This is a genomic window from Shouchella shacheensis, assembly GCF_001484965.1.
Lineage (GTDB): Bacteria > Bacillota > Bacilli > Bacillales > Bacillaceae_D > Shouchella > Shouchella shacheensis.
This window is the reverse complement of sequence record NZ_LLYY01000003.1, coordinates 185,234-203,480: the sequence shown is the minus strand read 5'-3', so window position 1 is coordinate 203,480 and position 18,247 is coordinate 185,234. Positions and strand designations below refer to the sequence as shown.

16 protein-coding genes and 1 other annotated feature are annotated in these 18,247 nt (G+C 47.8%); all 16 genes read right to left on the bottom strand.

Annotated elements, in window-relative coordinates; translation table 11 throughout:
• Positions 1–95: 95 nt before the first annotated feature.
• Positions 96–215, bottom strand: a sequence feature (ribosomal protein L20 leader region).
• A gap of 118 nt (positions 216–333) precedes the next feature.
• Positions 334–1,527 (bottom strand): efflux RND transporter periplasmic adaptor subunit, encoded by a 1,194-nt coding sequence (locus AVZ68_RS07180; RefSeq protein WP_059103840.1) that lies wholly within the window; start codon positions 1,525–1,527, stop codon positions 334–336.
• Positions 1,524–2,234, bottom strand: coding sequence for a YIP1 family protein (locus AVZ68_RS07175; RefSeq protein WP_059103839.1), 711 nt, complete (start codon positions 2,232–2,234; stop codon positions 1,524–1,526). Before AVZ68_RS07175 ends, AVZ68_RS07180 begins: the two co-directional genes overlap by 4 nt.
• Before the next feature lie 249 nt (positions 2,235–2,483).
• Positions 2,484–2,867 carry an OsmC family protein gene (locus tag AVZ68_RS07170; protein WP_437182683.1) on the bottom strand — a complete coding sequence of 128 codons (384 nt, stop codon included), beginning with the start codon at positions 2,865–2,867 and terminating at the stop codon, positions 2,484–2,486.
• Positions 2,868–3,065: 198 nt separating this feature from the next.
• Positions 3,066–4,997 (bottom strand): threonine--tRNA ligase, encoded by a 1,932-nt coding sequence (gene thrS, locus AVZ68_RS07165; RefSeq protein ID WP_059103838.1) that lies wholly within the window; start codon positions 4,995–4,997, stop codon positions 3,066–3,068.
• Positions 4,998–5,398: 401 nt separating this feature from the next.
• Entirely contained in the window at positions 5,399–6,289 is an 891-nt protein-coding gene (ytxC, locus tag AVZ68_RS07160) for a putative sporulation protein YtxC (RefSeq protein ID WP_245628075.1), read from the bottom strand.
• A 234-nt stretch (positions 6,290–6,523) separates the two neighbouring features.
• Positions 6,524–7,636 carry a cyclic dehypoxanthinyl futalosine synthase gene (mqnC, locus tag AVZ68_RS07155; RefSeq protein ID WP_059103836.1) on the bottom strand — a complete coding sequence of 371 codons (1,113 nt, stop codon included), beginning with the start codon at positions 7,634–7,636 and terminating at the stop codon, positions 6,524–6,526.
• A 308-nt stretch (positions 7,637–7,944) separates the two neighbouring features.
• Positions 7,945–8,871 carry a primosomal protein DnaI gene (gene dnaI / locus AVZ68_RS07150; protein ID WP_059103835.1) on the bottom strand — a complete coding sequence of 309 codons (927 nt, stop codon included), beginning with the start codon at positions 8,869–8,871 and terminating at the stop codon, positions 7,945–7,947.
• Positions 8,872–10,317 (bottom strand): replication initiation and membrane attachment family protein, encoded by a 1,446-nt coding sequence (locus tag AVZ68_RS07145; protein ID WP_059103834.1) that lies wholly within the window; start codon positions 10,315–10,317, stop codon positions 8,872–8,874.
• A 58-nt stretch (positions 10,318–10,375) separates the two neighbouring features.
• Entirely contained in the window at positions 10,376–10,846 is a 471-nt protein-coding gene (nrdR, locus tag AVZ68_RS07140; RefSeq protein WP_059103833.1) for a transcriptional regulator NrdR, read from the bottom strand.
• A 124-nt stretch (positions 10,847–10,970) separates the two neighbouring features.
• Positions 10,971–11,372 carry a hypothetical protein gene (locus tag AVZ68_RS07135; RefSeq protein ID WP_059103832.1) on the bottom strand — a complete coding sequence of 134 codons (402 nt, stop codon included), beginning with the start codon at positions 11,370–11,372 and terminating at the stop codon, positions 10,971–10,973.
• Positions 11,373–11,543: 171 nt separating this feature from the next.
• The gene (gene speD / locus AVZ68_RS07130; RefSeq protein WP_059103831.1) at positions 11,544–11,924 is read right to left on the bottom strand and encodes an adenosylmethionine decarboxylase; all 381 of its coding nucleotides are present in this window, start codon (positions 11,922–11,924) and stop codon (positions 11,544–11,546) included.
• A 280-nt stretch (positions 11,925–12,204) separates the two neighbouring features.
• Entirely contained in the window at positions 12,205–13,239 is a 1,035-nt protein-coding gene (locus AVZ68_RS07125; protein WP_059103830.1) for a glyceraldehyde-3-phosphate dehydrogenase, read from the bottom strand.
• Positions 13,240–13,386: 147 nt separating this feature from the next.
• Entirely contained in the window at positions 13,387–14,019 is a 633-nt protein-coding gene (gene coaE, locus AVZ68_RS07120; protein ID WP_059103829.1) for a dephospho-CoA kinase, read from the bottom strand.
• 25 nt (positions 14,020–14,044) lie between these two features.
• Entirely contained in the window at positions 14,045–14,683 is a 639-nt protein-coding gene (gene ytaF / locus AVZ68_RS07115) for a sporulation membrane protein YtaF (RefSeq protein WP_059103828.1), read from the bottom strand.
• A gap of 60 nt (positions 14,684–14,743) precedes the next feature.
• Entirely contained in the window at positions 14,744–15,568 is an 825-nt protein-coding gene (gene mutM / locus AVZ68_RS07110; protein ID WP_059103827.1) for a DNA-formamidopyrimidine glycosylase, read from the bottom strand.
• A gap of 15 nt (positions 15,569–15,583) precedes the next feature.
• Positions 15,584–18,214 carry a DNA polymerase I gene (gene polA / locus AVZ68_RS07105; RefSeq protein ID WP_059103826.1) on the bottom strand — a complete coding sequence of 877 codons (2,631 nt, stop codon included), beginning with the start codon at positions 18,212–18,214 and terminating at the stop codon, positions 15,584–15,586.
• Positions 18,215–18,247 lie beyond the last annotated feature (33 nt).

Sequence of the window (18,247 nt, the reverse complement as noted above, 5' to 3'; positions counted from 1 at the left end):
GTAAAGCAAATGATTATACGCCTGAAAATCGAAAAGCACAGCGGGATTGGTCAGAAGTGCGAGTTTTGGAGACCCCGAGCTTCTCCCCGCCGGAGCTAAACAAAAAAGTGCGGGCACAATGCACCCACACTTTCCTCATTCATTTTAAAATGACGAGTATCTAACCTGGCAACCACTGTCGAACAGGTGAGAAGCGGGCGCTTCTTCTTGCTTTATACGTCTTACACACAAGCACTAGTTTATCATGGGGGAAGGAGAGTGTCAACCCTCGTTCTTTCCTCTCGCAATGCTTTCACGTTCCTTAGAGTATCTCAAAAAACATTAATCGCTGATTCAATAACTGACTTTCATTCCCTCCTCAAGGGGGACGCTGCCGTGCTCTATAATTATTTGATCTTCCTCCGAAAGTCCGTCGGTGACTTCCACCTTTCCATCTGCTTGAAACCCAAGTTCCACTTCCCGTGCCCACGCCCGGCCATTTTCATGAACAAACACATAAGAAGAGTCGTCCGACTCCTCCACAAGCTCAGCAGGTACGGACAGTCCTTCCACTTCCTTAAGAATAATTTCCCCTTGCATTCGATACCCTGCCTTTAGCCTCTCCGTATCCCCTTCCAGCAAAGCTACGGATACCGCGTATTGAGGCTGCGTAGATGCTTCATCCACATAGCCAGATGGAACATCGCCAATCTCAATGATTTCCCCTGCCCACCTTTGATCTACAGCTGCCGCAGAAGTCAAACGCACCTGCTGTCCCTCCTCAATTCTATAGGAATCAAGTTCGGAAACATCGCCTGTTAACGTGAACGTTTCCGGGTCTGCCACCTCAACTAGCGGACCATCGCTCCTCTCCCCTTTATCCTTTGCTACTGAAAGGACAATGCCGTCCATTTCACTTGTTACCGTCAGCTTCTCCCGCTTTTGCACGAGCACCTCTTGTTCCGCTGTTAGTCGGACGATCTCGTGGCTTAGCTCACGTCGCTCCCTGCTTAATTCCCTGAGTTCTGCGTTTCGTTCCGACGCCTGTATGACCTCTGAGAGTACTTCGCTTTCTGTTCCTTCTCTCTCCCCGCTATGATCGTCTGCCGCTTGGCCGGCGTTGGAACGCAAACCCGACGCCTGTTGGGTCTGTTGTTCTACTTCTACTTGAGCTTCCTGCCTGTCCACTAACTCAAGCGCTTCGTTTAAGCCTGCCAATTGAGCCTCTATTGACGCAAGCTCCATATCCAATTCATCTGTATCGTATGAAAGCAATGGCTCTCCTTCACCGACCGCTTGCCCCACGTCTACAAGCCACTCGTAGCTCCCACTCTCCTCCACCTCGTAAACCATTTGCCGGTCACTAAGATTAAGTGACCCTGAAAAGGAAACCGTTTCGGATACAGGCCCCAGCTGCGGATTAGCAACCTCTACAGAGACAACCTCTGCCTGGACAGACATCTCAGAGGTCTGCTGGATACCAAACGTTGTAAACGTCGCAAGAGCACTCCCCAGCATTAGAACAACCAGCACTTTTTTCCCGTTCATGAAAGCATCCCTCCAAGCTGGTGAAATAAAAAGACGCAAACGAAGAGAACAGCGCCTAAGCCCCCTGCAAACCTAGGGCCAAAACCAGCGACTTTTATACCGCCAAGCACCATCACTACAATAAAATAAATGACAAATACATCCAATGATGCAAGCAACGGGTATAGCCCGTGGGCGATTTCTACAAATACAGAAGCACTTGTATAGGTATATCCATATGTATCTCTTATCGCATTCAAAATCATGTTATATAAAAACCCGAGAGCCGGGATAATTGAGGCGAACATCGTCATGCTGTACAGCTGTCGATAGCTAACTTCCACAACTTTCACCTTGGCTATAAGAAAATAAATCAAAGGAAGCATAGCCGTAAAAAAAGCGGTTGCGCCAAAGATCAAGGCACCGACAATGAGTGGATGATCCATCCTCCATTGCTCCACTGGCCGTTCTTCTAAGTAATACCTTTCCTCCACCGTTAACACTGGTCCCGTCCCATCCAGCGCTACCGGTTCCACGACTCCCCCAGCCCCTGTAAACGTTGGAAATAAAAGCCCAAGTAGGAGAACAATACTTACCAGCAGTGCAGGCAACAGGATTTTCGGATGCAACCGAATACGTTCAAGCTGAGTCACTGGAGTTAGCAAAAACAAGAACGGGTTTGCTTCCTTCGCAAGGTCCACTTCTTTTCCGGCCATTTGTTGTTCCATGTCTTTCCCACCCTTTGTTCATATATAATTCCTCTCCCTTCATTATACTGCTTTTCCCAACAAAATCATAGATTTCAGCAAATTTGCTAGATTAACTGACGCCCTCCTACATTATGAATCTATAATAAGAGCCAACTTGTGCTCTCCTGCACTCGCTTACTTGATTTCCCTTTCATGAGTCGTTGCTCCTTGATTTTCTACCCCAGAAAAAACCATGCACTGGCCTATGAAAGAGCCAGTGCATGGTTGTCAAATGAATTCTATGGTCTCCGTTATATCAATACTGCCATTGACGGACTGGACGATCGGACAATTTTTTGTCGAAAGCGCCAATGCTTTCTCGACAGTCTCTTGAGAGGCAGATGCACCTGAGATTGTAAAATGCAGCGCAATAGCTGTAACTTCGTTGACGTTCGCTTCATTGCGCGTCACTTCCGCTGCAACATCTACCTCACCGTAGGAAATACGCTTCTTCTCCAAAATTTTGCGGAAAACCCCTGCTGAGCATACGGCAACAGAGGAGACGAGCAGTTGGAAGGGACGAAAGCCCGCGGTTTCATCTCCACTTACATCGAGCCTCCCGTACGCCAGCTCTGTATAATAGCCTGTATCCTTCATTTTATAACGAATCACATTGATCACTCCTTCTATACGTAGTTCGTCCAAAAAGGGAGGTGAGGTTGGTTTGAAAAGCGCAGCGGATTGCCTAAAAGCGTGAAAACCTGCGCTAGAAACCCCGATCTTGGGTCTCGGTGCAGGACTGAAAAATCTCGAGCTTTTATACGCCGAAGCTGAACAATAGATATCATCTCCCTAGGCAATTACTCCTCTTTACTTCCTTGCTTCCTTCGCTACTTCTTCCGCAAATTCAGCCAGAGCTTTGGACTCCGAGTTCTGCTCCCCGTATTTGCGAATATTAACGGTATTGGCCTCGACCTCTTTATCCCCAAGTACGAGCATATAAGGGATCTTCTGCATTTGCGCTTCTCGAATTTTATAGCCAAGTTTCTCATCGCGCTCATCGATTTCTACCCGCACGCCAGCCTCTTGCAAACAATCCTGTACACTCTTTAGGTATTCTAAGTGCACGTCTACAGAAACCGGAATCAGCTGCACTTGCACCGGCGCCAGCCATGTAGGAAGCGCTCCCTTGTATTCTTCGAGAAGGAAGGCGACAAAGCGCTCCATTGTCGAAACGACACCACGATGCACAACAACCGGGCGATGCGGTTTGCCGTCTTCACCAACATACGTAAGATCAAATCGCTCTGGCAAGAGAAAGTCCAGTTGAACCGTCGAGAGCGTCTCTTCCTTCCCAAGAGCCGTTTTCACTTGAACGTCGAGCTTCGGCCCATAGAATGCCGCTTCGCCAACAGCTTCAACGTATGGCGCATCAAGCGTATCCATCGCTTCCTTCAACATCACCTGAGCTTTGTCCCACATGGCATCATCATCAAAATATTTTTCCTTGTCACTAGGATCTCGGTACGACAAGCGGAAGGAGTAGTTTTCAAGGCCGAAGTCTTTGTACACTTCTTGAACGAGTCGGACCACGCGGATAAATTCGTCCTTGATCTGCTCGGGACGACAGAAAATATGCGCATCATTTAACGTCATTCCACGCACACGCTGCAAGCCAGAGACAGCACCTGACATTTCGTACCGATGCATCGTACCAAGCTCCGCAATACGAAGCGGCAGCTGGCGGTAGCTGCGCATGTCCTGCTTGTACACCATCATATGATGCGGACAGTTCATCGGACGCAAGACGAGCGTCTCATTGTCCATCTCCATTGGTGGGAACATGTCATCCTTGTAGTGATCCCAGTGGCCCGAAGTTTTGTATAGCTCTGAAGAACCGAGAATTGGCGTATAAACATGCTGATAGCCGAGACGCTCCTCTTTGTCAACGATGTAGCGCTCGATGATGCGGCGAATGGTCGCTCCCTTTGGCAGCCATAGCGGCAAGCCTTGTCCGACCTTTTGAGAAAGAGCAAAGATGCCGAGCTCTTTTCCTAATTTGCGGTGGTCCCGTTCTTTCGCTTCCTCAAGAAGGCGAAGATGTTCATTCAAATCTTCTTTTTTAAAGAACGCTGTACCGTAAATGCGTTGCAGCATTTTATTTTTCGCATCTCCACGCCAGTAGGCACCGGCTGTGGAAAGTAGCTTGAACTCCTTGATTTTGCTCGTCGAAGGCACATGGATGCCGCGACAAAGGTCAAAAAAATCGCCCTGCCTATAAATCGTTACCTGCTCACCTTCTGGGATCGCTTCGATCAATTCTAGCTTGTATGGGTCATTAATTTCCTCAAATGTTTCAATCGCTTTCTCGCGACTGACTTTCTCCCGCACGATCTCAAGATTCTCCCCAATGATCTTTTTCATTTCTTTTTCGATACGAGGGAGATCCTCTGCCGTAATCGAGTCGTCCGAGTCAATATCGTAATAAAAGCCTCCCTCGATCACAGGACCGACCCCAAGCTTAACGTTTGAAAACAGTCGCTTTACAGCTTGTGCCATTAAATGAGCCGCACTGTGACGCATAATTTCCAGCGCCTCATCCGCCTCCGGTGTAACAATGGCTATTTCCCCGTCTTCTGCCAGCGGTGTGCGCAAGTCAACCAGCGTACCGTTCAATTTACCGGCAAGCGCTTTTTTCTTTAACCCCGGGCTAATGGAGGCGGCTACCTCCTCCGTTGTCGCCCCAAATGAAAATTCCTTCTTGGAACCATCCGGAAACGTGAGCGTACGTTTTTCTTCCACTGCAATCTTCCTTTCTCCTTTAAAAATAAACCGAAAAGCGCAGGCGGGTTGGTCAGGAGCTAAAATTTTGGAAGCTTCTACCCGCCGGAGCTAGACAAAAAACACTCGTCCCTTGTACAAGGGACGAGTGTGGTCGTGGTTCCACCCTAAATTTGCGCAAACATCCATGCGCCTCTACTTACAGATAACGGCTGCGTACCGGCCACAGTTAGTCCGCGATTTCTCACGTTTCCCTGCCGCAGTTCAAAGGGGGTCACAGCGCGCCGCATGTTCTGAAGCTCTCAGCCTCTGCTCCATTCTCTTTACAACTGCCTGCGCGTGGGCTGTCCTTATCAACACTGTTGGAGATTGATTCGTTTCTTTATTATACGAAAACGTTCTTCCAAAAATCAAGCCTTACTTCAAGTGGGCCGCTTTCCGTCCCTTAGAGGGGAAATGGTCAGCCTCTCTTGAAAAATCGCTTGGATGGAAAGGACAACACCGTGATCAGGGTCATCTGAGTAAACGTACACATGTCCTGGCGCCATGCTTACGAGCGGACTAATCACCATTTCATCGAGAGCCGCGTCCTCTTCAAAAACGAGCTCCTGCTTTAAATAAAACAGAATTTCTTCAGGGGTTAATTTTCTGTGATGCTGATCGTAGAAGGTAAACATTTCCTCATGAACGATATGAAGAAGAGGCATTCCAGCAGGCGTCTTGCGAATATACTGCCGGTAAGATTCAATCATATTTTGAAAGTCCTGCTCCATTAAGTATTCATCCAATGCAAGCTCCACACAGTCAATGAGAATCTCCCCGTAATCCTGCAAACGAAAGGCTAGAAACGGTTCATAGTAAAAGGAGGTTTCTGGGTCCAGATGATTGGCAAATGCTTCATAAAGGAAGGACTTCCGGTCAAGATGGGGCTTCATGGAAGGAATGTCGTTCCGTTCTCCTGCTAAAATGGAATGGGCGATCTCGACGATCTGCTTTTTCTCCTCTTCATCCGTTACATGAAAAAGAGACCCTACAATGTCTTGAAGCCATTCATCTTCTTTTGTGTGCATCACGTAATCGGCGAGGACGGATGCAACAAATGGATGAAACGATTCGTAAAAATCTACATCTTCATTTTCATAGTTGAGAAGGATCATTTCCTCCCCGTTTTTTTGCACTTTGCCACCAAACCCGTAGACGGCAAATTCATTCATATACATGGCAAGCTGCTCAAATAAGTTCACACAGTCTTTGCGCTCTTCAAAATGGATGGCAATCAAGCGTGACTCCCCCTTACATATCAAAACCTTCATCTAGCAAAGCATCCTCATGATCTAGACAGGCTTACTTTTATCCTATGTTCGGTTCTGAGAATCATGTGTGGTTTTTTCAAAGGAAGGGGGAGGTCTCGCTTTCTTATCCTGTAAAAAGGCCAACTCTGCTCTCTCTTTTCTTGCATTCGTGCTCAATTCCAGCCCAAGGGGTCTTCTCTCTCGGTGTCGTTTAATAAAAAAGACCCCTTGAGCATACAAACTCAAGGGGTCTTTTTAATTTTGCATCACAAAATCTTTTTCTACTTTTGAATCTCCTTCGAAGGTGCGAAGAATTTCATAAGCCGTATTGCGCTGCGCCGGAATTTTGCCTGCCTCGCGAATTAGACGCAAAGTTAAGTTGGAATTGACCTTGTGAGTGGTGTTTGCCGCCGATACCACATTTTCCTCCATCATCGTGCTGCCAAAATCATTGCAACCAAAATGTAGAGATTTTTTCCCAACCTCTGGTCCCATCGTCACCCAAGAAGACTGGAAGTTTGGGATGTTATCGAGGAAGATGCGCGAAATGGCGACGTTCTTCAAGTAGTCTTCTGGAGAGAGCTTTTTCAATCTCTTTAACCCTGTATTTTCCGGTTGTAGCAGCCAGGAAATAAAAGCTGTAAAGCATTCAGTCTCATCCTGGGCGTCGCGGACACGCTGCAAGTGAAGCGCTCGCTCTTCGAAGGATTCCCCGAACCCAATCACCATCGTGGCCGAGCCGAACATCCCCACTTTTTTCGTGGCCTTCATTGCGTCTATCCATTGATCCCAAGTCACTTTCAAACGACTCACGCGTAGGCGCGTCTCTTCAGTCAGAATTTCCGCGCCACCGCCAGGCATGCTGTCGAGGCCTGCCTTATGAAGCTCACGGAGAACGTCCTCCACAGACATATCCATAACCTCGGCGATTTTTACGATTTCTGCCGGCGAGAACGAATGCATCCAAATGTCTGGAAAGCGCTCTTTAATGCCACGCAACAAGTTGGTATAGTAATCAAGTTTTAAATTTGGGTTGGTTCCGCCTTGCATGAGAATTTCTGTTCCGCCTACATCCGCGGTTTCTTGGATCTTTTGATAAATGACTTCATTGTCCAGAACATAACCATCCTCGTGATTTGGAGGACGATAGAACGCACAAAAAGAACAGTACGTATCACAAAAGTTCGTGTAATTTACGTTTCGCCCAATCACAAACGAGGTGATTGGTTCTGGGTGCCACTTCTTCATAATTTTATCCGCAGCTTTTCCAAGCGCCTCAAGGTCTTCGCTTTCATACAGCTTCACGGCATCAGCCATCGAAATGCGTTCCCCGTTCACCGCTCGTTCAAGAATCGCGTCTATGCTCATTATTCGTACCCCCAGATATGTTTACAAAATGATGTCGTACTATGATTAGAAACAAGTGAAGCACTCGTTCCTAAGAAAGAAGACTTCTAGCTTCATGGTATCATAGTTGTTCGCCCTCTTCCAATACTGGGCCAGCAAGAAAAATGCAGAGCGAAAACCAGAACTAGACAATCCGAAAAGCGCAGGCGCCCTGCTCACGAGCGACCAGTTCTGGAACGACGACAGATCAAGTCCGAATTTGACTTGAACTGGGGCGTGAAGAAACCTCGAGCGAGTGGGCGCCGGAGCTAGACAAAACGAAACCAGCATCAAACACGCCGGTTTCGTCCATTTACTTCAACAAAGGTTGTAAAATGCTTAATCCGCTCCATAATGCGCATCGCTTTGAGCTCTTCTTCCCCACCTTTGGTAGAGTACATTAAATGCTTTTCGAGCGTTTCGTAATCGTAGTTCGATGTAAAAAGCGTAGGAAGCTTTTCCTGCATTCGGTACTGAAGGATTGGGCCTAGGATCTCATCCCTTGTCCAGGCGGTCGTCGTTTCAGCGCCTATATCGTCTAAAATTAAAACCTCTGCGACTCGGAGCACCTCAATTTTTTCCTGATACGAATTGTCAGCAATCGACTGCTTCATTTCTCTAAAGAAATCAGGCGTGTACACGAGGTACGTTTGAATGCCCTTGCCTTTCAAGTGATTGGCAATCGCTCCGATTAAATACGTCTTGCCGACGCCAAACTTTCCGCAAAGATACAGGCCCTGACCGCTTTCACCCGGGTTTGCTTGGGCAGCAAATTGCATCGCCGCCATAATGGCGGGCTGACGTTGTTTCTCACGGTCAATATCATCAAAGGAAGCATTTAAGATATCTTTCGGCATGTGAAGAGATTGAATCAGCATCTTCTGCCTGTCGTCTTCTTCTTGTTTAAGCTTTAATGGGCATTTCGAGTAAGCAATCTCCAACTGCTGGCGTTCGACATGAAGGACTGGACGAAATCCCTGCATCATATTCGGACAGTTCTCAAGGCCTGGGCAGTGGTCACAATGAGTTCGTTCCTTTTTAAATTCATATAGCTTCATCATGCCTAGATCAATCATGGAGCGCGTCACATCGGCCCGACCCTCTAAAAAATCCTTAATGTAAGGGTCTGCGAGCAGTTTTTGACGCTGCTTCTCTAACCGTTCTTCTAGCTTTCCTGACTTGTCCCAACCCTCTAATGCGGATTGTATCGAATCCAACTAGCTCCCCCCTCTCGCCTGAGTCTGGCGCTTCAATTCTTTTTCCAGTTCTGCATATAACGCATCGTCCGCGTCACTCGTCGTTTCCTTCGTATGGTTTTCTTTAGAAGCAGAACCGTTTTGCTCCTTCTCTTTTTCCCTTTCTTCTATCAGCCACTTCGGCAACGCATCTTTTCTCGTGTTCTGCCCGTAGCCTCTTGCCTGTCTGCTCGCCTGTTTCTCTTTGGCGTTCCGTCGTTTCTGCGTTTCTTCTTTTAAAAGCTGCATGGCTTCAGGGACGGTTTGAAGTTTCTTTCTCGACCAATGCGCAGCGATTTTCAATGTAACGGCCTCAATCAGCTTCATGTCATGTTGGAAGAGGAGATAATCAAGCAAGACATTGACCACTCCTGGATAGAGCTTATAGTCGACGATGAGTTCCTCTATCAGCTTACTGTCAGCGGGCGCAACATGGGCCCCGTCCTGCCTTAACTCCAGTAGCGTTAACGGCGGGGTCTGTTCATAAAAAACAATCGCTTTCTCTTCCTCTGTCTGAGGTTCGGCAGTATGAATCGTACGCCTATTCGCAGGATGTGCGTTCTCCGCCTTCAACCCAAGTGCTGGCGGCTGCGCCCCATGCTCCACTTTGTACCATTCTTGCACCGTTTTGCGCAACTCTTGAGGATCGACCTTATTCGCTCGCACGGCTCGTCCGACGAGATGCCCCATCTCTACAGGCTCGATGCGATACACAAATGCAAGCCGGGCGATCAGTTGCTCACTTTCTTTATTCATCGCTTCTTGAGGCAGAATAAAACTGGAGAGAGATTGTTTCATTAAATCAATATCAAAGGAATCAAACTGAAGCTGCCCTTTCTCTCTTCCCAAGAGCTCTGTTGTCTGCCCTTCTTCCTCCCCCTCATCGGTTTGGGACTGGAGATACGGAACCATTTCTGAATGTTTTAGAGAAGTAAATACTTCCGAGAAAGCATACGTTAATTCCTCGTACTCTTCGGTGTCCACTCTTGGCACAGCGAACCGCTCTCGGATCGCTCGATAACGCGTTTTTCCAAGTCGGTTGTATAAAAAAACGCTTAAGACATCATCCTCAAAAAACGCTCTAGGGTTCATAGGCGGTTGAAGCTCGTATATGTAGCTTGTCCCCTCCTCCTCTTTCTTGCGATATGTCTTCAGGAGATCGATCGCTTCTAGCTTTTTGCGTTCCTCGAAAATGTCCGCAAGTGAAGCGTTCATTAAAAGCATTAGCTGATGATGCGTATGTTCACTGCTCCACCAAACGCCAGGGTCAAGCTGAGCGCGCAGCGTCGTGAACAAATTCGTCGCTTTGGCACCGATTAGCGGTTGATACAAAAACATCAGCACGGTTTGATCTCTATCCGTTAAATAATCGGCGGCGCGCACCGCAAAACGATCGACAGGCAATAACTCTCTCCAATGCCAGCTCACGCCTTTTCCTCCTTTCGTCAAAAAAGAGCTCCAAGCACGTCACGCGCTTAAGCTCTCTCTAGCTTTTGTTCCTGTCGTGGGTATTGACCAGCTCGGTTAATTCCTTTATAAATACATTGATGTCTTTAAATTGACGATACACCGAGGCAAAGCGCACATAAGCGACATCGTCGACTTTCGCCAAGCGTTCCATAACAAGCTCACCGACATCATGGCTTCTCACTTCATTCTTCCCTTCACTCCTGAGCGCCCGTTCCACATAAGCGACCAAGTTTTCAAGCGTCTCAAGCGGTACGGGACGCTTCTCGCATGCACGTACAAGCCCTCTTAGCAGCTTCTCGCGACTGAACTCTTCGCGCATCCCATCTTTTTTTACCACAACAAGCGGCGCCTCTTCGACGATCTCAAACGTCGTGAAGCGCTCGTTGCACTTCTCACACTCACGCCTACGGCGAATGGAACGCCCCTCATCGCTCGGCCTTGAATCAAGCACTCTCGTACCATTATGCTGACATGTCGGACAGCGCATTTCATCATCTCCATTTGTAAGAAAAGCGCAACCGCCTTGGCACTGGAGCTATATCGTTAACCTCCAAAACGAACGCCTTTTATTCTCTAATCATATAAAAAATGCGTGCATGTGACAAGAACTCTTACAAAAGTTCGTTGCCGAGCGCCGAGCCAATATACGTTAAGGATTGATCAAGAGCAGCGTAAAGCTCGAGCGTTAGCTTTTTACTGTGCCCAAAGTCACTTGGCAGCGATGTTTCCGTTGCACAGGAGAAATCCACGGCCGTTCGGAACGGTCGAACCATGATCACCGAGGCAACAATCAAGACCTTTTTTCCTTTTTGCGCCACAGCGACAATTTCTCCCCTGTCCGATTCACTTCGTTTTATTTGAAAGTTCTTCCTTATTAGGACGTCTTCAACAGCGGCCATCGCTTTATCCTTTGACGTCTTGTAGTATCGTGTTTGTAAATCCTTATTAACATGCGCTTCGCCAGTTTCTGTTCGAGTGCTCACCATCGCCTGCCACTTCTCACGAATCCCCATTTACTTCATCTCTCCCTGCAGTGATCTTTTTTCTATCATATCACACAAAGAAGTCCAGGCGTTGAAACCAATACCGAAATGCGGAGGTGGGTTGCTTAAAGACGAGGAGCTAGACAAAAAAACGACCCGCCTCTCGAGTCGTCTCTTTGCACCTATTCATCTATTTGGTCGTTAGTTGGCTTCTACTTTTTCCTTTACTTGAACAGGACCCATTCCTCGTGGTACTTCCAGCACTTCACTTGACTCCGCTTTTAGTTCCTCGGCAATAAACGTTGCGGCCACATGAGGATCAATAATATCTCCACATGTGTAGACATCAATGCTTGCATACCCATGCTCCGGAAAGCTATGAATCGTTAAGTGGGACTCTGAAATAATGACCACTCCACTCACACCATGAGGGGCAAACTTATGAAAGGCCACCTCACGTACTTCCGCTCCAGCTTTCAAAGCCGCATTGACAAATACCTGTTCAATAAAATTCATGTTGTTGAGTTTGTCCGTGTCACAACCCCACAGCTCTGAAATGACGTGACGACCCATTGTATCCATCATTCTTCCCCCTTTTTTGCGTAGTTCGCCTTGCATACCTAGCATTAGGATGAATCTTCCCACAGGGGGGAAAGTTAGTCCAAAGAGGTCCTAACCCATACTGCAAAATGATACATCCCGTTTTTAGGCGAGCTCACAGCATCCAGTATACTTGGTTTGTGAGGGGATTGCAATAACAGGTTTAGCCAGCAAACGTGCTTCTGTCAAGACAGTGAAAAGGGGGCTTAGGCACCAAAAAACCACGTCAGGCTCCCCCTTAGCCAAAACGTGGTCTACGCATTTATGAAGCGGAATGAACGCGTTCCTCCGTGAGAAGTCGTTCTCCGACATAGTGCATCAAATCAACCACTCTGCATGAGTAGCCCCACTCATTGTCATACCAAGCGAGCACCTTGACTTGCCTTTGATTCAGCACAGCGGTTGATTCTCCGTCAATCACCGCCGACTGCTCTTCCCCATTGAAATCCACGGAAACGAGAGGCTCATCCGTATAGCCTAAAATTCCTTTCATTGATTGGTTGGACGCACGGATAAAGACCTCATTGACCTCTTTTACCGTCACATCCGTCGCTAGTGTCACGACGAGATCGACAAGAGACACATTCGGCGTCGGGACACGCAGGGCCATCCCTGTGAGCCTTCCGTCTAACCCCGGCAACACTTTTGAAATCGCCTTGGCCGCGCCCGTCGACGTTGGAATGATGGACTGCCCGCAAGCACGTGCTCGACGCAAGTCTTTATGCGGGTTATCAATGTTCTTCTGGTCATTCGTATAAGAATGAACGGTTGTCATCATCCCACTTTCAATCCCAAACCTTTCATCGAGCACTTTAACAACTGGAGCAAGGCAGTTGGTCGTGCAGGAAGCATTCGAGATAATGTGATCGGTGTCCGGGTTGTAATCGGTTTCGTTTACGCCCATGACAACGGTGACATCTTCGTCTTTGGCCGGCGCCGTAATAATGACCTTTTTCGCTCCAGCTTCAAGGTGGCACCCGGCCGTTTCTCTTGTCTTAAACTTCCCTGTTGCTTCAATAACAATGTCTACACCAAGTTCTTGCCACGGCAACATCTTTGGATCTCGCTCTTTGAGAAGCACGACTTTTTCGCCGTTGACCATGAGGTTTCCATCTTTCGCATACACGTCTGCTAAAAACGGTCCATGAACCGTATCATATTTAATAAGGTGTGCTAGCGTTTCGGCTGGATAAGAGGCATTAATGGCGACCACGTCTGCTTTATTATCCAAGAACGCTTTTCTAAAGACCATTCTTCCAATTCTCCCAAACCCATTGATTGCAACCTTAGCTCTCATTTCACGACCCCTTTGCAGCTTAATGTTATCCCTGATAACTCATTATATGAATTAGTATAACATAAATAGACGATTTAGGATGATTATTTTTCGTTTTCGAGCATTTGGGCGCTGGCTGCATGTGAATACAGCAAAAAACCAGAGGAATCATTCCCCTGGTTCTGCCCTTGACCTTCGTGATCTCGCGATTTCCTTACGCCAGTTTGCCAGATATTCGTCCAATTGCTTTGCTGTTTCCTGAACAGACCCTTCATTGACAACGATCGCATCGGCACGATCTCTTTTGCTTTCAAGAGGAAGCTGTGCGTTTATTCGCTGCTGCGCTTCTTCCTCCTCCGACTCATCACGCGTCATTAAACGCGATAGCTGGATTTCCTTGCTCACATAGACAAGCAACACTTGGTCAACAAGATGAAAGAGAGCATTCTCATACAAGAGAGGAATGTCTAATACGACAAACGTGTGACCTTCCTTTAAAGAGGCCTCAGCCTCTCCGACCATTTCCGTCCGTACCGCTGGATGAACCATTCCATTAAGGGCCTTCCGCTTGTGTTCATCGGCAAAAATAATGGAACCAAGCTTTTTTCGGTCAATGGTGCCATCCTGAAGCAAAACGTCCTTCCCAAAATAATCGACAATCGCTACATAAGCGGCTTTCCCTGGTTCAACAACACGACGAGAAATTTGATCAGCATCGATGACAGGAATCCCCCGTTCGATGAACAGCTTAGCAACGGTCGTTTTTCCACTTGCAATGCCTCCCGTCAACCCAATTTTCATGCCACCAACATCCTTTCTCTCCCGTCTAGAGCCTCATAACCCCGAGAATGATCAGCAAAAGTCCTGGGATAAATGATAACCTACGTATCACTCTCGAGTTTGAAAAAATGTACCCAAATTTCATCCCAAGCAAGACCAAAAAAGCACTCAACCCGCCGACACAAAGAGCAAGCCAGATCGGTGAGAATCCCATTAGTGCAGCACCAATCCCCGCCCCAAAGGCGTCAAGGGAAAGCGCCAAACCGAGAAGAAAGGCTTCTTTACCCGTCACTGTTCCTGACCGGTCCAGATCGGCGGTTTCCGGCTCACGTAAGATGTGGATAACAAAACCAAACAGCTTAAATTCCAAATCTACCTTTGAACGCTCCACTTCTACGCGAGGATCGGCTGACTTTTTGGGACGATACGTTTCAAATAACGCCCAGGCGCCAATTCCAATAAGTATAAGCGCTCCAAGTGTCTCTGCTACATTCACGGATAAGTACGTTTGTAGAATCGTTCCAAATCCCATCGCTATAAGAATCGAGATTCCTGAACAACATCCGATAAATACTAGCGATACAAGAGGAATGCGAATTTTTCTGAGTCCATATGTGAGCCCGACACCAAAGCTGTCGAGGCTAAGAGCAAATGCAAGCATTGCCAGAGATACCGTCGCAACCATTTTTACGCCCTCCTACACGTTCGTTACGACAGTATATGGCATTAGCCCATCCAAGGTACATTAATGCTGGCAATTTGCACAGAAGTGCGTTCCTCTTCCTCCGACAACGGTGCGCGTGATCGGTTTTCCGCAGCTTTTGCAGGGCTCGCCTTTGCGACCGTAGACATCCAGCCTCTGCTGGAACATTCCCATCTCTCCCTGCCCGTTAACATAGGATTTGATGGAACTTCCACCAAGTTCAACCGCCTCCCCTAGAGTGGAGACAATCGAATGATGCAACCGCTCAAACTCGTCTTGATCAAGTAAAGACGCCTGGCGTTCTGGATGAATGCGCGCGCGATACAATGCTTCATCCACGTAAATGTTCCCGAGTCCAACCACCGTCTTCTGATCAAGAAGAGCCGTTTTGATCGCGCGGGAGGTTTTTTGAAATGCTTCTTGCATAAGCACGGCTGTGAACGCTTCGGAGAAAGGTTCCACGCCAAGCTGTGCCAGCGGCATCACTGACTCTTCCCTTCCTTCGTGAAAGAGATGCATCGTGCCAAATTTACGGACATCCGCATAGCGTAATTCTGTATGGTCCTCAAAGGTAAACACCACATGCGTGTGCTTCGTGCGCTCTTCCCCTTTCGAAAAAAGCCCGTAGCGTCCTTCCATTCTTAAATGTGAAACAAGGACGAGACCATCCAACTTAAACAGGAGGAACTTCCCTCTTCTCTCAATCCTGCGTATCGTTTGGCCGACGAGCATGGTTTTAAAAATCTCTACATCATCGGGTTCCTTAATCATATTCGACCAACCGACGTCGACCGCCGCAATTTGTTTTCCAATGACGAGCGCTGAAAGCGTTCGGCGCACCGTTTCCACTTCAGGTAATTCCGGCATTTTCTCTCCCTTTCTCTATTTCGCGTCGTACCAGGAGTCCCCAGAAGACACGTCCACTTTAAGCGGGACCTCTAATTGAACGGCGTCCTCCATCACATCCTGGACGATAGTCTCTAGCTGGTCTTTGTCTTTTTCTGCGACTTCAAAGATCAATTCGTCATGCACTTGCAGAAGCATAGTTGCTTCAATCCCCGCCTCTTCCAAGCGCTCATCCATCCGCACCATCGCCTGTTTGATAATGTCTGCCGCCGTTCCCTGTATCGGCGTATTCATTGCCGTCCGCTCCGCAAAGCTACGCTGGTTAAAGTTGCGACTGTTCAGCTCAGGCAAGTAGCGACGACGAGCAAGCAGTGTCTGCACATACCCTTTTTCTTTTGCCTCCATTACGACATTTTCCATATAGGCCTTCACTTTTGGATAGCTTTCTAAGTAACGGTCGATGAATTCTTTCGCCTCTTTCCGAGTGATTCCCAAGCTTTGGGACAAACCGTAGTCACTAATCCCGTAGACTATGCCAAAGTTAACCGCTTTGGCACTTCTACGCATATTCGCTGTGACCTCCTTCTGCGCCACATGGAAAACATCCATCGCCGTTTTCGTATGAATGTCTAAGTCATGGATAAACGCCTCTTTAAGACGATCGTCCCCTGAAATATGGGCAAGCACACGGAGCTCAATTTGTGAATAGTCCGCGGCGAGTATTTTCCAGTCCTTTTTAGAGGCCACAAAGGCCTTTCGTATTTTCCGTCCTTCTTCCAGCCGAATCGGGATGTTCTGTAAATTTGGCTCCGTTGAGGATAGCCGTCCTGTTTGTGTCAGTGCCTGGTTAAAGCGGGTATGCACTTTGTGAGTCTCGGAATCCGCTACTTTAAGCAGGCCTTCGATATACGTCGAATGGAGTTTGCCAAGCTGACGATACAGAAGGATGTGCTCAATAACTGGGTGGGAACCAGAGAGCTTTTCAAGTACATCTGCACTCGTGGAGTAGCCCGTCTTTGTTTTCTTTACAGGGGGCAGCCCTAGATCCTCAAAGAGTACCTTGCCCAACTGCTTTGGTGAATTAATGTTAAAGGCCACACCTGCTTCCTCATGAATCTGCCCCTCCAGTTCACTCAAGCGGCCGGCTAAATCCTCCCCCATCGCTTCCAGCTGAGAAGTGTCCACCTTTACGCCGTCTCTCTCCATTCGCCCGAGAACAACTGAGAGAGGCATCTCCAAGCCATTGAAGAGCTCATACTGCTCATTGTTCTTAAGCTCTTCTTCAAGAACGTCCTTCAGCTGATACATCGCATCGGCCTTCCGTGCGAGGTGTTCCCCGAGCAACTCTTGACCCGGGATCTTCCGCTTTGCCCCTTTCCCGTATACGGCTTCGTCTTCTTGTACACTGCCTTTTCCTTTGCGGTTTGCAATGTCACTGATTTCATGAGAAGACAAAGACGGATCAAGCAAATAGGAGGCCATCTGCAAATCAAAATCGACGCCTTCCAGCTCGATCTCCTGCCAGGCGAGAGCGACGACCGCACGTTTTGCATCAAAAAGCCACTTTTTCATGGACTCCTCTTTGGCCCAATTGGCAAATCGATCCGAAGACAGTGCGACTTCTGTAGGCACAAAAAACCGACCGTTCTCATTTGCTAGCCCAATCCCGCTAATCTCAGCTTGATGATAATTTTCTCCTAGCGCTTCTACAACGAGCGCACTTGGGCTTACCAGATGTTCATCTTTAACCTCTTGAACAACCTCAAATGAAAGTTCCTTTAGTTCCTCAGTCACCGGCAGCCCGTCTTCCCCAGGCAAGCGGTCAAGCAAAGACTGGAAAGAAAGCTCTTTGAACACCTCTCTCACGTTCTTTCTGTCAAAATGCTCATATTTGAGCGCATCCAGCGATTCTTTTAGCGGCACTTCCGTGTAGATGGTCGCTAGCTTTTTGCTCATAAGCGCCTGCTCGCGGTGTTCTTCAAGACGCTCCTTCAGTTTCTTTCCGGATATTTCATCAATCGAATCAAGGACGGTCTCAACATCGCCGAACTCCTTTAAAAGCTTGAGAGCCGTCTTTTCTCCAACACCAGGGACACCAGGGATGTTATCTGAAGAATCGCCCATCAGTCCTTTTAAATCAATAATCTGCTCTGGCTTTAAGCCGTACCGCTCATCAATCGCCGCTTCATCATAGCGATCAACATCCGTAATTCCTTTTTTTGTTAATACCACGTTGATCTTGGAAGTGACAAGTTGAAGTAAGTCCTTATCCCCGGTAATCACCACCACGTCCCACCCATCAGTCGCAGCCTGATTCGCCGCCGTACCAATGATATCGTCCGCCTCGTAATCCGTGGCTTCATAGCGCTTGATGGAAAACGCATCGAGCACCTCGTGAATCAATGGGATTTGTCCCGAAAGTTCTGAAGGCGTCTTTTGACGCGTTCCCTTGTATTCGGCATATGTTTTGTGTCGAAACGTTGACTTGCCAGCGTCAAAGGCCACAAGGAGGTGCGTTGGCTGTTCCTCTTCTAACACTTTCAAAAGCATCGTCGTGAACCCGTAAACGGCGTTCGTGTATACGCCTCGCTCGTTATTTAAAAGCGGAAGCGCAAAAAAGGCGCGATACGCAATGCTGTTTCCGTCGATCAACACTAATTTATTCAAAAAGCAAGCCCCTCTCAAGTCGATTCATGTGCC